The 14,901-nt window shown below is 65.1% G+C and carries 14 protein-coding genes; 9 read left to right on the top strand and 5 right to left on the bottom strand.

Features of this window, described 5'->3' with window-relative positions; translation table 11 throughout:
- Positions 1-9: 9 nt before the first annotated feature.
- Entirely contained in the window at positions 10-2,580 is a 2,571-nt protein-coding gene (locus ACNFH5_RS30090; protein WP_416752525.1) for a type VI secretion system Vgr family protein, read from the bottom strand.
- 483 nt (positions 2,581-3,063) lie between these two features.
- Here ACNFH5_RS30090 and ACNFH5_RS30085 point away from each other — a divergent pair, with 483 nt between their 5' ends.
- The 6 genes from ACNFH5_RS30085 to ACNFH5_RS30060 all read left to right on the top strand — a co-directional run bounded on the left by ACNFH5_RS30085 (position 3,064) and on the right by ACNFH5_RS30060 (position 9,107).
- Positions 3,064-3,363: a LasR-specific antiactivator QslA gene (locus tag ACNFH5_RS30085; protein ID WP_416752523.1), complete on the top strand. Its 300-nt coding sequence runs from the start codon at positions 3,064-3,066 to the stop codon at positions 3,361-3,363.
- Between the two features lie 183 nt (positions 3,364-3,546).
- The gene (gene pilV, locus ACNFH5_RS30080) at positions 3,547-4,020 is read left to right on the top strand and encodes a type IV pilus modification protein PilV (protein WP_416752521.1); all 474 of its coding nucleotides are present in this window, start codon (positions 3,547-3,549) and stop codon (positions 4,018-4,020) included.
- A 1-nt stretch (position 4,021) separates the two neighbouring features.
- Positions 4,022-4,960, top strand: coding sequence for a PilW family protein (locus ACNFH5_RS30075; RefSeq protein WP_416752519.1), 939 nt, complete (start codon positions 4,022-4,024; stop codon positions 4,958-4,960).
- A 14-nt stretch (positions 4,961-4,974) separates the two neighbouring features.
- Positions 4,975-5,430 (top strand): pilus assembly PilX family protein, encoded by a 456-nt coding sequence (locus tag ACNFH5_RS30070; protein WP_416752517.1) that lies wholly within the window; start codon positions 4,975-4,977, stop codon positions 5,428-5,430.
- Between the two features lie 19 nt (positions 5,431-5,449).
- A complete protein-coding gene (locus tag ACNFH5_RS30065) occupies positions 5,450-8,704 on the top strand; it encodes a pilus assembly protein (RefSeq protein ID WP_416752515.1) in 3,255 nt (1,084 codons plus the stop codon).
- A 1-nt stretch (position 8,705) separates the two neighbouring features.
- Positions 8,706-9,107: a type IV pilin protein gene (locus tag ACNFH5_RS30060; protein ID WP_416752513.1), complete on the top strand. Its 402-nt coding sequence runs from the start codon at positions 8,706-8,708 to the stop codon at positions 9,105-9,107.
- A 7-nt stretch (positions 9,108-9,114) separates the two neighbouring features.
- On the opposite strand, the gene ACNFH5_RS30055 is transcribed toward ACNFH5_RS30060, so the two are convergent.
- Positions 9,115-9,702 carry a TIGR00730 family Rossman fold protein gene (locus ACNFH5_RS30055; protein WP_416752511.1) on the bottom strand — a complete coding sequence of 196 codons (588 nt, stop codon included), beginning with the start codon at positions 9,700-9,702 and terminating at the stop codon, positions 9,115-9,117.
- A gap of 395 nt (positions 9,703-10,097) precedes the next feature.
- Here ACNFH5_RS30055 and azu point away from each other — a divergent pair, with 395 nt between their 5' ends.
- Positions 10,098-10,544, top strand: a complete 447-nt coding sequence (gene azu / locus ACNFH5_RS30050) for an azurin (protein ID WP_045216277.1) — start codon at positions 10,098-10,100, stop codon at positions 10,542-10,544.
- A gap of 112 nt (positions 10,545-10,656) precedes the next feature.
- Entirely contained in the window at positions 10,657-11,283 is a 627-nt protein-coding gene (gene trhA / locus ACNFH5_RS30045; RefSeq protein WP_416752508.1) for a PAQR family membrane homeostasis protein TrhA, read from the top strand.
- A 44-nt stretch (positions 11,284-11,327) separates the two neighbouring features.
- Here trhA and nadE read toward each other — a convergent pair whose 3' ends face one another.
- From nadE to ACNFH5_RS30030, 3 genes are read right to left on the bottom strand one after another with little or no spacing between them, the layout of a single operon-like run.
- Positions 11,328-12,155: an ammonia-dependent NAD(+) synthetase gene (nadE, locus tag ACNFH5_RS30040; protein ID WP_416752506.1), complete on the bottom strand. Its 828-nt coding sequence runs from the start codon at positions 12,153-12,155 to the stop codon at positions 11,328-11,330.
- 32 nt (positions 12,156-12,187) lie between these two features.
- Positions 12,188-13,387 (bottom strand): nicotinate phosphoribosyltransferase, encoded by a 1,200-nt coding sequence (gene pncB / locus ACNFH5_RS30035; protein WP_416752504.1) that lies wholly within the window; start codon positions 13,385-13,387, stop codon positions 12,188-12,190.
- A 2-nt stretch (positions 13,388-13,389) separates the two neighbouring features.
- Positions 13,390-14,037, bottom strand: a complete 648-nt coding sequence (locus ACNFH5_RS30030) for a nicotinamidase (protein WP_416752502.1) — start codon at positions 14,035-14,037, stop codon at positions 13,390-13,392.
- Positions 14,038-14,206: 169 nt separating this feature from the next.
- On the opposite strand from ACNFH5_RS30030, the gene ACNFH5_RS30025 reads away from it, so the two are divergent.
- Positions 14,207-14,899: an NUDIX hydrolase gene (locus ACNFH5_RS30025; RefSeq protein WP_416752500.1), complete on the top strand. Its 693-nt coding sequence runs from the start codon at positions 14,207-14,209 to the stop codon at positions 14,897-14,899.
- Positions 14,900-14,901: the final 2 nt, after the last annotated feature.

The following is a 14,901-nucleotide window of genomic DNA, read 5'->3' as shown; positions in this document are numbered from 1 at the left end:
CTCCATTGCTCAGCAACAGCCGTGTTCATCATCCGTGGAAATCTCAACTTCGCTGACCGTCCAGCCACCTTGGCCGATATAGGCGGTTGCATTGGCGCCTTCGTGACTGACGACCTCGATACTTTTTCCGCTCTGGTCGGTTACGCCCGACGCCAGAACCAATCCAGATGGACTGACAACTTTGTAGAACCGGTCGGGAATCGGCTTCTTATGCTGATCAATCAGAGCAAGAACTCCGCGATACTTCCCGCTGCTGATGGGGGGCAGAATTTGTAGCGCTGCGTCTAGATTGGCCGGCCCGCGCATGTCGAAATGCGCCGACTTGATCAGATGGTCGCCCTGGGTGCCGTACTCGATGCCACAGGCGTCCATGCGGATGTAGCTGCCGCCGGCATTGATGATGATTTTCTTCTTGGCGCTGATGCGGATTTCGCTCTCGGTGCTGACGATATCCACGGCCTTGCGGGCGAGCAGTTCCATGCGGTCGTTCTGCGCCTGGATGCTCACCGGGCCCTGGTTGGCGAAGAGCTTCATGCCCAGCTTGCGCACAAAGACGCTGATGTTCTGACCAACGGCGGCCGTGAAGCGCCTGACCACGCTGACGTCCATGCTGCCGCTGGCGGTGGCGATGAGGTTCCGCGCGGCGGCAATCTGCAGGTGTTGGCCGCTGGTGAGGGCGATGCCGTCCGGGGCGCTGGCGAGGATGCCGGGTTGCTGGAGCAGATCGAGGGCACCCTTGAGTTGTTCGGGAGCGTAGAGGTCCGGCGCGTCGACGATGGCGAGGGCGGCGTCGCGGGCCATGTTGCGCAGTTGTTCGAAGGATTCCTGCAGCTCCCGCAGGGCTGCCTGCATGTCCAGGCTCTGGCCTTGGGCACCGGGCTGCGCGTCGGCGCTGATGAACAGGCCCTTGCCGGCGCGCACCGCACCCCAGCCGTCGGTGCGCAGTTCGAAGCCTTCGCCGCGCTTCTGCCGTTTGGCATCCACTAGGTAGCCGAGGTTGAGTTGGCTCTTGCCGCTGTATTCCGTGCCGAGCTTGATGTGCTCCTGGCCGCGTGTGTCGTCCAGCCGCAGCTTGTTGTTGGCCGGCGTGCGCAGGACGTTGCGCTTGTAGTTCTGGATGGTGACGTGGTCGGGCTGCAGGTCCGTGTGCAGGGCGTGAGCGATAAACGGCCGATCAGGATCGCCCTGTTCGAATGCCACGGCCACTTCGGTGCCAGCCAGCAGCGGCAGGTGCAGACCATAGGTATCGCCGGCGTATGGTCGTGCCAGGCGTAGCCACATGCTTTCGCGGCCGGCGGGCCAGGTGTCGCGGTCGAACAGGAAGTTGACGCGGTAGCGCCCTTCTCCATCGATGTCGCTGTAGGGGTCGTTCCGCTGCGGGCTGGTGACGCGCGCCGGGACAGTGCCGGCGATGCGCGGCTTGGCCGGTACTGCTGGGCGGAAGGCGATGTTGCCGTCAGGGATGGCTTCGAAGTGCACTTCGAAGCTGCGATCGCGGGCGGCGGTGCAATGGGTACGTACGATCAGCGCGCCTTCGCTGAACGCGGCGGGAGCGCCGCCTTTAACCTTGAGCACGTGGCCGGGGGCCAAGGCGGCGCTGCTGCTGGCGCCGTCGAGGCGGAGTTGGTCGTTCAGGTAGCGTTCGTGGGCCAGCTGCGCGTAGAACACGCCGCTTTCGGCATGACCTTCTTCGTCGCCGCGAGCGAGGGGATCGCCAAGGGTTTGGTAAGGCTCGTCGGCGTAGTGGTAGGCCTCGCCGTAGGTGGTGGTGGCGCCATGGGTGAGGTCGGCCTGACCGTCGAGGTTGGCGCCGGCGTCGCGAGAGTAGTAGGCACGGGTGCTGACCAGTTGCTGGACGACCTGGTGGCTGGCTTGCAGGTCCCACACGGCATCCTGGCCGGTGGTTTCCAGGCCGCTCAGGGGGCGTAGCGGTAGCGTAAGGTCGCGCTGGTAGTGCATGGGCGAGTCATGAAACTCGACGACGTCGATCTTCAGGCGCGCATCCATGCTGAAGCTGAACCAGATGCCCCGCTCGGCGCACAGGCGCTTGATGTAGGCCAGGTCCGTCTCGCCGTACTGCAGCAATTGCTCATGCTGCTTGTACGTCCTGCCGAGCTCGATGAGGAAATCCTGCCCGCGCAGGCCATGCCGGCGCAGGATGGCTTCCACCACTTCGGGCACGCTCTGGTTCTGGTAGATGCGGTACTGACAGCCTTTGTCGAGCAGGGCCAGACGCGGTTCAAGGGTCAGTTCGTAGCGTGCTTCATCGCGCGATGCCGAGAGCCTTCTGAAACGGGTTATGACTCCATGCAGGGTACGCAGCGGCGCGACCGGCGACGGCGTGAAACCACGAATGGTCACCGAGGGCGGCGCGGCGTGCAGGCTGAAGCTGGCGTCCTTGCCGAGCATCGTATCGGCGGCGATGTCGAAGTTGGGGCTGGTGACTTCGATGGCGTAGCTGAAGGTTTCGCTGAGAGCCTCGGTGCCGGAAAAGACCAACACGTCCAGCAGGGCGCTCTGGCCGTCCACGGTGAGGGTGTGCCGGCTATGGTCGAAGATCAGGAGCGGCGCGCTGTCCATGTTCAGGCCTCCCAGCCCTATGGAAAGCGCTCATCCCAACAGTTCGGACAAGTGCGGCCAATCAGACCGCTCCGCAACCCTTGTGCGACCAATCATCAGACCTGCAATCGCCGCGTACCGGTCGCCCTCGCCCCTCAACTCCTGGCAAATGCAGCCGATACCACCCGTGCGCGAGCACCTGTTGTTGCCGGCTCGCGAGGCAGACCCTATGCTGCGCCCGTCACGGCATATCCGTGATCGGGTTTGACAGCCCGGAACGTCGGCGCGATTGCGCCAACACAGGTGCATGCGAAAGCGGCGAACGCTTTTGCAGGCCCTGCTTCGACCCGAGTTTTTGGTTGAAGACGCTATGGCAGATCGCGCGGGGAGACCTCCTCGTGGGGTCTGCCGGCCCGACGTCCGGTCTGTCAACCCCGCGTGGTCTGCCTCCCTTCGATTGACAGCGAAGCGGCAGCTTTCTTCCTAAACGTCGGAGTTACGCAAATGTCTTCAGACAACACCCTCGACCCCGAATCAGACCTGCCGACCGGCGCCTTCACCGGTGACGTACCGCCCATCGACGACCAGCTCGGCTTGCCGCTGATCTGGCCCAAGGATGCACAGCCCGCACTGGACGATGGTATTCGCTGGGTGGAGCAATGGCTGAACGGCCAGGGCCACGCCTATCTCTGGACCAGCTACATCCGTGGCCGCATCACGCACTCCACGCCGGTGGACAAGACGGCCTACGAAGTGGGCTTCCTCACTCGCCTGCAGCAGCACTTGCGGCGCATGCCGCAGTAGCCAGGTTTGTTGGTAGCGCTCACAGCGAGGCCGCGAGCGCGCTTGGCCACTTTCCTACTCCGCTGGTTGTTCGGTGGCGGCTGGCGGATTTTTCCCTTCCATCTCCCAGCCAATGTCTGGCTGACCGCCCCGCGTTGTGCCCTGCACCCTTGAGGCTCACTCCTCACAGGCGAGGCGACGGGCATGGACGGCGGCAAGCGGAGCGAAGGATTCACCCTGGTGGAAGTGCTGGTCTCGGTGCTCATCCTCGGCATCGGATTGCTGGGGCTGGCAGGTCTGCAGAACGTCTGCATCGCCGCCGGCTACAGCTCGTTGCAGCGTTCCCATGCCTCCTGGCTGGCCGGCGATATGGCCGATCTGTTGCGCGCCAATCCGGACGCCGCCCGCGCAGGCGACTACGACACGAACTTCGCCGACGTGGCCGCTGGATGCCCGAAAGGCGGTGGCTCGACACGGGCTCAACTCGACCTCGGCCTCTGGCAGAGCAACGTTTGCACGGCGCTCGGGGGTACGGGCAGCGGCTCGGTGCAGGTAGTCCGCCGGGGCGATCTGTTCAGCGCAGTGATCGCCGTGCGCTGGAGTGACCGACGTGCCCGTGCTCACTTGGCGGCGTCCGGCGACGACTGGGAGACCTTCACCTACCAGGTCGGGTTGTGACATGCGCCAGCGCGGCTTGTCGCTGGTTGAGCTGCTGGTCGCCATGGCGCTCAGCCTGTTGCTCCTGGCGGGTGTCATCGAGATCGTTCTGGGCAGCAAGCGCAGCTATCAGGCCGGCAATGCCCTGGCCGAACTGCAGGAGAGCGGACGCTTCGCGCTGGAGGCCATGGCGCAGGATCTGCGCAACACTGGTTTCATCGGAGCCTGCCCGGGCGGGCTGGCCAATGCTTCGGGAATGGATACCGCGCAATACGCGCTGGAGAAGTCCGGCATCGAGGGTTACGGCACGGGTATGTCGGCGGTGTCCTGGTTACCGTCCGGGCGGCTGGCCAATACCGATGCGGTGCTGCTGCGCTATGCCTCGGAGCCGGTCCTCGAAGCGAAGTCGATTGTCGGTAATCGCCTGACTCTCGCAGCAAGCGGCGCCGTTGCAGGGGCGTTCTATCTGCTCGGTGATCAACAGTCCTGCCTGCTGCTGCGCAACGCCGGGAATGCCACGAGCCTGCTGGCGGATCGCTCGCTGGAGCACTTCCTGGCGTCGGCGACACGGGTCTATCGGTACCGCTACGCCATCTACTGGGTACGCCGGAACGATGATGGGACGTCGGGATTGTTCGTCACCGACAACAGCGAAACCTCAATCAAATCCAATACCGATGAACTGGTGAATGGTGTCGCCGGGATGAGCTTGCGCTATGGCGTGGCGGAGGCAGGCCGGGACGTGGTGGCGGCCTACAAGGCGGCGCGGGAAATGACCGCCAGCGACTGGCGCCGCGTGCGCACGGTGCGCATCAGCCTGTTGCTGCAAAGCCAGACCCGTGACGTGGACGAGGCACCGAAGGCGATGGAGTTCGACGGCCGGACTCTGGCGCCGGACGCGGAGCGAAGACTGCGGCTGGTGATGGGCAGCACCGTCGCGCTGCGCAATCCGTTGCCATGAAGGGGAGGACGCCGATGCGTGGTGAATCCGAGCGCGGGGCGGTGCTGCTGGTCGCACTGGTCATGTTGCTGCTGCTCACCCTTATTGGCCTTGCGGGCATGCGCATGGAGCAGTTGGAGGAGCGGATGGCCGGCAACCTGCGCGACCGGCAGATGGCGTTCCAGTCGGCAGAAGCGGCACTGAGCGCGGGGGAGTTGGCGGCGCGGGACATTCATCAGCGTAGCGACGCCGAGGCGTCTGCCTATGGCGCCGACGGCAGCGTGAGTGGCTTTGCGCAGATGGCCGCGGCGCCGGTTTACCAGTTGCGGTTCCTCCGCTGGCTGGGCAACGAAGGGCTGGAAGTGGGCAAAGGTGGTTCGGCCAGTGGGGTGGCCATCGAGGTACGCGCCATCGGCTTTGGCGTGCGTCGCCAGCCTTCGGGGGAACCGGTTTCCAGGGTTCGGTTGAGCAGCATCTACTTCATTCGATGACAGCAAGCAGGAGGTGGCGGTGAGGCTCGCAAGCGTTTGTCTCCTGTGGGGAAGCGCTGCCCTGGCGCACCCGGTGCTGGCCGCGCCGGTCAGCCAGGTGCCGCTGCAGATCGCCAGCGGTGCACCGGGCAATCTCCTGCTGTTGCCGTCTTCGGCCAGCTCGGCGACGGCAGCAGCGGCCAATCCGGAGCCTGCCTACGCTGCCGGCGAGCGATACTTCGGCTACTTCGACCCGGACAAGTGTTATGCCTACCGCTTCGGTGAAGCCCCGTCGGACCGCTATTTCCAACCTGTCGGCCCCGCCCAGGGCCATGCCTGTCGCCAAGCTTGGAGCGGCAACTTCCTCAACTGGGCGACGGCGCAAGCCATCGATATCTACCGCACAGTGCTGACCGGGGGCGATCGCTTCGTCGACAGCATCGGACAGACGCTGCTGCAGAAAGGCTTGAGCCTGGAGCAGGGCGAGGCTTTTGCGGATCGCGCCTTGCCGCCGAACGCTGTCGCGAGCGCCACGCCATTCTCTGGTACAGCGCTTCATCTGCGCATTGCGGGGCAGGGACGTAGCCTGTTGCTCAGTCGCAGCTCGGACTTTCCCGGTGAGCCGCAGGAGTTTGTGCCCGGCGAGCCGCTGTTGCCGGCGGCGTCCTACCGGTTGGCGGTGCGCGTGCAGGTCTGCGTTGCCGGTCAACTGGAGCGCAACTGCCAGCGCTACGGCGAGCACTACAAGCCCGAGGGGCTGCTGCAGCAGTACTCCGAGCGCTTGCGCTTCAGCGTCTTCGGCCGGTCGGAGCTGGGTGAGGGCGTGGTGCTACGCGCACCGCAGAAGTTTGTCGGGCCCAGGTTGGACGATGGGCGGGATAATCCGCAGGAGGAATGGTCGGCGCAGACCGGCGTATTCATCGATCGGCCGGCCAGTGTGATGGTCTCTCTCAACCGTTTCGACGAGGCCAAGCCGAGGTCGTCCGATGATGTGGGCGAGTTGCTCCATGCTGCCATTCGCTATCTGCGTCATCAGGACGGTGACGGAGGCTCGGCCCACTGGCGTGACCCGCTCACCAACGCCTGCCAGCGCAATGCCCTGCTTGGGCTCGGCGGCGCGGGCGTTGGCGAGGCAGGCGCGAGTCTGCTGCGCCTTGGTGATCCGGACGTGGCCCGGGCGGCGCGGCAGGTGGAGGCCATGCAGGGTGGCGCAGGCTCCGACGCCTCGCTTGCGTTGGCAGGCCTGGCCTATGACGCCCATGTGCGCGATCTGCGCCCGGACCTGCCAGGCCGGCAAAGCGCCTCCACCCACTGGCTGGCGACTCCCCAGGAAGTGACCGGGCAGGGTAGTGCGCTCTGGCTGACGGCCCTGTACGGCGGCTTCGCTGTCCCGCGTAGCTACTCGCCTGTGCTTGGCTCGCCACTGCCGGAAAGCCGATGGAAGGGGGTGGATGGCTGGCCCGCCAACCTGCTGCGGCTCGCCGAACCCGACAAGCTGCGCGATGAGCTGAAGCAGGCATTTGCTCGCGTGGCTGGCGATGATCCAGTGAGCGTCGGTAACTTCAGCGCGGGCCCGCAATCGAATGAGTGGTTCAGCACAGTATTGGAAGGACGCCGCTGGAGTGGCGATCTTCAGCTGTGGCGCGAGGGCGAGCGGCAGCCGCAATGGTCGGCCGCGCGAAAGCTGGATGAATTGAGCGAGGTACAACTGGCGGGGCGAAATCTCCTGTCCGTGCGGCTTGCCAGCGCGGCTGCGGATGGATCGCAGGTTGCCCGCGAAGGTGTGCCTTTCATCTGGAGCGCCTTGGACGACGAGCAACGTCGCAACCTGAGTGTTGAGCAGGGGCACGTGCTGATGGACTACCTGCGTGGTTCCCGACTGCTGGAGCACCGCGAGCCGGGCAGCGCCTCGTCGTTCCGCCAGCGCGCCAGCCGGCTCGGCGATATCGTCGGATCACGGCCGGTCTACTCCTGGCACGACCCTCAGCCCTACGACGAGCTGCCCAAGCCGCTGGGCAGCAGCTACCGAGAGTTTCTCACCAGTGCGCTTTATCAGAAGCGTGCGCCGCTGGTGGCGGTGGGCGCCAATGACGGCATGCTGCATGGGTTCGATGCGCGTGATGGGCGGGAGCTGTTTGCCTACGTGCCAGCGGCGGTACTGGGGCATCTGCGCGAGTTGGCCGACGCTGGCTACACCCATCGCTACTACGTCGATGGTTCGCCCACGGTTGGCAACGCCTGGATCGGCGGGCAATGGCGGACGCTACTGGTGGGAGGCCTGGGCGCTGGCGGCAACAGCCTGTTCGCGCTGGACGTCACCGACCCCGAGAGCGTGCGCCCAGGCAGTGTGCTCTGGGAATTCAGCCATCCCGACCTTGGCTACACGCTGGGGCGGCCAACGCTCATGGCCCTGGGGTCGGGCAAGTTCGTGGTGGCGTTGTCCTCGGGTGCCAGGGACCCGGAAAAACGCGGCGGGGACATCTGGTTGCTCGATGCCGAGGATGGTCATGTGCTCAAGCGCATTCATCTGCCGGACGCCGGCGATCTCGGGGCGGTGACGGCGATCAGCAGCCGGGGCGATGTCACCGCCAATCGCCTCTACGTGGGGGACAGCCTTGGCAATCTCTGGCGTGTGGACCTGTCGGGAGAAGCGGGCGGCGACTCTGCGATTCCGTCGTCACTGGGCGGCAAGCCGCTGTTCCGCGCTCTGGCGCCGGATGGCAGCCCACAGGCGATCAGCGCACCGGTGGCGGCCGCGCTGGACCGCAGCGGGCAGGTGCGTGTGCTGTTCGGCAGCGGTCGTTTCTACCGGGTGGGCGACGATGAACCTTCAGGGAAGATCGACAGCCTGTACGGCGTGCTGGATGACGGGCAGGCATTTGCTGGACGGCCCGACCTTCGGCCGGCGGGGGCGAGTGTCGACGTGGACGCCGTTCGTGGCTGGTATCTGGACCTGCCGGCCGACGGTTCGCGCAGCATCGAACAGGCGCAGATACGCGACGGTAAATGGGTGCTGTTCAACCTGGTTGCGCTGGCGGAGGACCCCTGCAGCAATCCCCTCATTCATTCTGCAGTCGTGCTGGATCTCGGCAGTGGGGAGGGGCCGGCCGGGCGCTTGCCCAAGGGCGATCTGTCGAACGATGACGGGGGGCAGCAGTCGAGTGGAGCGCTGTTCCAGGCCGATCCCGCCGGCGACCTGCGCCTCCTGACCCTGGATCGCGACGGCCGCGGGCAGAGCCGGAAGGTCGACCTGCCTCGCGACTCTGGCCGAAAGGCCTGGTGGGAGTCTCGCTGAGATGAATTCGCTGAGCCAACGAGTGGGCGGCTTCACGCTGGTGGAGCTGCTGGTCTGTCTGAGCCTGATCGGCATTCTGCTGGGGATCGCTCTGCCGGTGTACCAGGAGCACATACAGCGGGTACGCCGGGTGGACGCGCAGAAGTCCCTGGTGGAGTTGGCGCAGTCGCTTGAGCGCTTCTACACCAGCCGAGGCAGCTACATTGGCGCAACGCTGCCGTTCGCGCAGTCACCACGGGGCGCAGGTCAGGTGTTCTATCGATTGGGCTTCGTCGGGGAGCCGGACGAGTCAGGCTATGTCCTGCAGGCCGAGCCGGTGGGGGCGATGGCGCGGGACGCCTGCGGGGTGCTGACGCTGACCAGCAGCGGGCTCCGCGGCGCGGCCACGGAACGCTGCTGGTAGTCGTGCGTCAGGTTGGAGTGCGGTCGACCCACTTGGGCGCGGCCAGCGGCTTCCAGGCGGCCAGGGCATTGACCAGTTCGGCCGGCGAGGCGGCGCGCTGCAGCATGTCGCGGTGCGGCTGGCGCACGAAGCGCTCCTGCACCAGGTGGTCGAGGAAGGTCAGCAGCGGGTCGAAGAAGCCGTTCACTTCCAGCAGGCCCAGCGGCTTGGCGTGGTAGCCGAGCTGGCCCCAGGTCCAGACCTCGAACAACTCTTCCAGCGTGCCCAGGCCGCCCGGCAGGGCGATGAAGGCGTCGCTCAGCTCAGCCATGCGGGCCTTGCGCGCGTGCATGCCGTCCACCACTTCCAGGCGCGTCAGGCCGCTATGGCCGACTTCGGCGTCCTTCAGGCTCTGCGGAATGATTCCGATGACCTCGCCGCCAGCGGCCAGCGCGGCATTGGCGACCATGCCCATCAGCCCGACGGCGCCACCGCCGTAGACCAGTTGGATGCCGTTTTCAGCAAGGTAACGGCCGAGAGCTTCGGCAGCTTCCTGGTAGATCGGGGTGGCGCCGGGGCTGGCGCCGCAGAATACGCAGATGGAACGCAAGGTCATGGAGCTGTCCTCGATTTGCTGGCCTGTTTTTGCAGGCCGTCAGGGTAGCGGCAGAGCGAGGGGCGACCAAGCCGAAAATCCATTACTCCAATTCTGCCCGGCGGCAATCCCCGCCGCAGGCCCCGAGTGCATAGCAGGCGAGCAGGTGCTGTAACAGCGGGCTTTGTAACAGCGCAAGACGGTGCATGGCGTGAACTCCTGTTGGGCCGGGGGATGGGGTCTATGCTAGGCGGGGTGCGCTGATCTGCCTCGTTGATCCTGCTGATCGGCCTGATAGACAGTTCGTAGCTTGGCTCGTGGCCGATGGCCATTGATGCAGATCAGGGGAACCCCGATCACGTTCGGGCAGTCTTCCCTTTCAGGATTCTCCGCCCAACCTGCCTAGGAGGCATGTCATGTTCCGTAAACTCGCCGCTGTATCCCTGCTTGGCCTGTTCAGTGCCCCGCTGCTGGCCGCCGAATGCTCCGTGGACATCCAGGGCAACGACCAGATGCAGTTCAGCACCAACGCCATCAGCGTGGACAAGAGCTGCAAGACCTTCACTGTGAACCTGTCCCACCCCGGCAGCCTGCCGAAGAACGTCATGGGCCATAACTGGGTGCTGACCACCGCCGCTGACATGCAGGGCGTAGTGACCGACGGCATGGCCGCCGGCCTGGACAAGAACTACGTGAAAGAAGGCGACACCCGCGTGATCGCCCACACCAAAATCATCGGCTCCGGCGAGAAGGATTCGGTAACCTTCGACGTCTCCAAGCTGAAGGCTGGTGATGAATACGCCTTCTTCTGCTCCTTCCCGGGCCACTCGGCCATGATGAAGGGCACCCTGGCGGTGAAGTGATCCGGCTTTCGCTCGAAAGCCTGTGATCCGAAAAGCCCGACCCATGGTCGGGCTTTTTATTTAATAAAACCGAGGTAGGGTGTTGCGTGGTTGAAATCGTAACGGGGGACCCATGTACCACGGTGAACGCTTCAACGCCTGGACACACCTGATCGGCGCTGTGCTGGCGCTGGTGGGCGGCATCTGGCTGCTGGTAGCCACCAGCCTGGTGGGCGAGCCGCTGCGCATCGTCAGCGTGGCGGTGTACGGCACGACACTGACCATGCTCTACAGCATCTCCACGCTCTACCACAGTGTGCAGGGCCGGGCGAAGGTCATCCTGCGCAAGCTCGACCACCTGTCGATCTACCTGCTGATCGCGGGGAGCTATACGCCGTTCTGCCTCGTGACGCTGAAAGGCCCGTGGGGCTGGACGCTGTTCGGCATCGTCTGGTCGATGGCGGTGATCGGCATGCTGCAGGAGATCAAACCACGCTCCGAGGCACGGGTGCTGTCGATCATCATTTACGCGGTGATGGGCTGGATCGTGCTGATCGCGGTCGGGCCGCTGTACCGCGCCCTGGGCGGCGCCGGCTTTGCCTGGCTGGTGGGTGGCGGGGCCTTCTACACCATCGGCATCATCTTCTTTGCCTACGACAGTCGCTTCCGCCACTGGCATGGCATCTGGCACCTGTTCGTGATCGCCGGCAGCCTGCTGCACTTCATCGCCATCTGGCGCTACGTCATTCCCCAGCATTGATTGCCAGCGGCGCGGGATCGCTCGCGCCGCTGGCTGCCGTGTACTCAAGGCGCGGTGGGCAGCGCACGCTTGTGATGGGTCTTCTCGAAGGTGCGGACGATGATGTCGAAGGCTTCCTGGCTGACGTCCTGGCCGTGCAGGAAGGCATCGATTTCCTTGTAGGTCACGCCGTGGGAATGCTCATCCGGCTTGCCGGGGGCGAGGTCTTCGAGATCGGCGGTCGGCACTTTCTCCACCAGATGCTCCGGCGCGCCGAGGCTACGGGCAATGCTGCGCACCTGGTTTTTCACCAGGCCGGTGAGCGGGGCGAGGTCGCAGGCGCCGTCGCCGAACTTGGTGAAGAAACCCATCACCGCCTCGGCGGCGTGGTCGGTGCCCACCACCAGGCCGGCACGGGCGTTGGCGATGGTGTACTGGGCGACCATGCGGATGCGCGCCTTGGTGTTGCCAAGGGCGAAGTCGCGGGTGGCCGGGGCCAGGCCTTCCAGCGCCTGGGTCTCGGCGGCCAGCGCCTGTACCGATGGGCCGATGTTCACGGTGTGGCGCTCATCAGGGGCGATGCAGTCCACCGAGTCCTGGGCGTCCTGCTCGTCGCCCTGCACGTTGTACGGCAGGCGCACGGCGAGGAAGCGGTAGTCCGGGTTGCCGGTCTCGGCGCGCAGGCCTTCCACGGCGCGCTGGCAGAGCATGCCGGCGGTGAGCGAGTCGACGCCGCCGCTGATGCCCAGCACCAGCGTTTTCATGCCCGAGCCCTTCAGGCAGTCCTGGATGAAGCGCACGCGGCGCTGGATCTCGGCCTGCAGCTCGGCGTCGGACTGGAAGGGCGGCTGCACGTTGAGTTCTCTGGCGATGGCGGCCTGTCTGTCTTTCATCTGGAGGGCTCCTGTGGAAAGCGGGAAAAGGGTTACACCGGCACCTTGAACACGTGGCGCAGGTAGGCGACGAAGTTCTCGTCGCGGCATTGGGTCTTGCCCGGGGTGTCGGAAATCTTCGCCACGGGGTGGCCGTTGCAGGCCGTCATCTTGAGCACGATGTTCATCGGTTCCACGCCGGGGATGTCGCAGGTCAGGTTGGTACCGATACCGAAGCTGGTGTTGATCTTGCCACGCAATGCACGGAAGAGCTGCAACGCCTTGGGCATGTCCAGGCCGTCGGAGAACACCAGGGTCTTGGTCATCGGGTCGATTCCCAGGCGGCGGTAGTGGGCGACGGCCTTCTCGGCCCAGGCCAGCGGGTCGCCCGAATCGTGGCGCAGGCCATCGAAGAGCTTGGCGAAGTACAGGTCGAAGTCGCTGAGGAAGGCGTCCATGGTAATGCAGTCGGTCAACGCGATGCCCAGTTGGCCACGGTACTCGCGTACCCAGCAGTCCAGCGCGGCGATCTGGCTGTCGATCAGTCGCGGGCCGAGTTGCTGGTGCGCCATCAGCCATTCGTGGGCCATGGTGCCGATGGGCTTCACGTCGAACTCGCGGGCCAGGTGCACGTTGCTGGTGCCGACGAAACGGCCGGGGAAGTCGCGCTTGAGGATGTGCACGACCTCTTCCTGGGTACGGTAGGAGAAGCGCCGGCGGGTACCGAAGTCGGCCACCTGGAATTCCTTCAGTTCCTCTTCGCTGGCGTTGCCGGCAAGCCAGTCGAGCTTGCGGTACAGCTGCTCGCCGACCTGCTCCAGCACCACCTCGCGGTAGCGATAGCGGTTGCGCACCTCGCTGACGATGGCCAGCAGCGGCACTTCGAAGAGGATCACATGCAGCCACGGGCCACGCAGGCGAATGGCCAGTTGGCCGTCCTCGATGCTGGTGTGCACGTAGCGCAGGTTGAAGCGGAACAGGCTGAGGAAACGGATGAAGTCCGGCTTGATGAACGGGATGCGTTCGAGGAAGGCCAGTTGGTCCGGCGTGGCCTCCAGCTCGGCCAGGCGCTCGATCTGGTAGCGGATTTCCGCCAGGTATGGGCGCAGGTCTTCGGCGTTGCGGCAGCGAAATTCCCACTCCACTTCAGCGTTGGGGTAGTTGTGCAGCACCGCCTGCATCATCGTCAGCTTGTAGAAGTCGGTGTCCAGCAGGTTCTGCACGATGCGCTCGGCAAACACGCTCTCGGCCATGATCAGTTCTCCCTGATGCCCGCGAGGGCGCTATCCAATTCGTTCTCGTTCGCGCAGAGGATCACCCCGGCGCTGCGCATCTCGACGCAGGCGGCCTTCGCGGTTTCCTCCGCGATGGCGCGGCAGGCCGGCAGGTAGAGCAGCACCTCGAAGCCGGCGCGGCGCAGTTGCAGCGCAGTGGTCTTCACGCAGTAGTCCAGCGCCAGGCCGCCCACCAGCACGTGGCTGACCGCATTCTGCCGCAGGTATTCGATCACCCCGGTGCTGCGCCGTTCCGCCAGGTCGTGGAAGCAGGCGCCGTACGGATGCAGGTCCGGCTCCACGCCCTTCCAGATGAAGAAGTCGTAGTCCATCGGCTGCGGCAGTTCGTCCAGCAGCTCGAAGCCCGGCGTGCCCGGCACGCAGTGGCTGACCCAGGTGAGGTCGGCATTGGGCAGGCTGAGCGGTTGCAGCATCTGTGCCGGCTCACTCACTACCCAGGGCGCTTGCGGGCTGTGGGCGTCCTTGCTGCCCAGACGCAGGCTGGCGCGCTCGGCCATGAAGTTGAGGGCGCCGCCGATGGCGTCACCGCCGGGTACCGGCAGTTCATTGGGGCAGAGCGGTGTGAAGCCTTTCTGGGCGTCTACATCGAAGCTGGCGATCAGGTTCATGGAAGCCTCCGCTTGACCGGTGGTGATCTGTCGTGGCTACATAATTCACGACGTGAAATAAGTCGTCAAGCAGAAAGATGAAAAATGCTCGGAGGTGGAAGATGCTTTCTGTACATGGTGAAATAAGTCACAGGACTTCTTCCAACGAGGGAGCATTCGAGGAGCATCGATGAGTAGCGCTGAAGTGCTGGCCACCGTGGATATCGTGGCGCTGCGCCTGAACCCCGAGCGGGGGTTGGAGTTGCTGCTGATCCGCCGCGCCCAGGCGCCGTACGAGGGCCAGTGGGCGTTGCCCGGCGTGCTGATCAATGGCCGCTGCGCCGATCATGGCCTGGACGACGCGGCCCTGCGCGCGCTGCGCGAGAAGGCGCGGGTACAGCCGGCCTACATGGAGCAGGTGGCGACGGTGGGCAATGCGGTGCGCGACCCGCGTGGCTGGTCGCTGAGCGTGTTCTATCTCGTGCTGGTGGCGCCGGATACCGAACTGGCCGCCGACGATCTCGACTTCGTGCCGCTCGACGCCGTGCGCGGCGAGCGCCTGGCCTTGCCTTTCGACCATGCCCATCTGGTGCAGCAGGCTTGTGAGCGCTTGGCGGGCAAGTCGGTGTACAGCGCGTTGCCGCTGCACCTGCTGCCAGAACGTTTCACCGTGGCAGAGGCGCTGAAGGCGTTCGAGTTATCCATCGGCGAGGAAATCCAGCATTCCAGCCTGCGCGGAAGGCTGGAGCGGATGAAGGCAGCGGGCTGGGTGGAAGATACCGGCGAGCGCCACCAGCCGCCGATGGGGCGGCCGCAGCATGTCCTGCGCTTTACGCCGCAGGGAGCGGGGGCGTTTGTGTTTGATCGGAGTTTGTTGGTGTAGGT

The organism is Pseudomonas sp. NY15435 (assembly GCF_048068295.1).
Taxonomy (GTDB): domain Bacteria; phylum Pseudomonadota; class Gammaproteobacteria; order Pseudomonadales; family Pseudomonadaceae; genus Pseudomonas.
The sequence above is the reverse complement of the archived record's forward strand: the minus strand, read 5'-3'. Positions and strand labels throughout refer to the sequence as shown.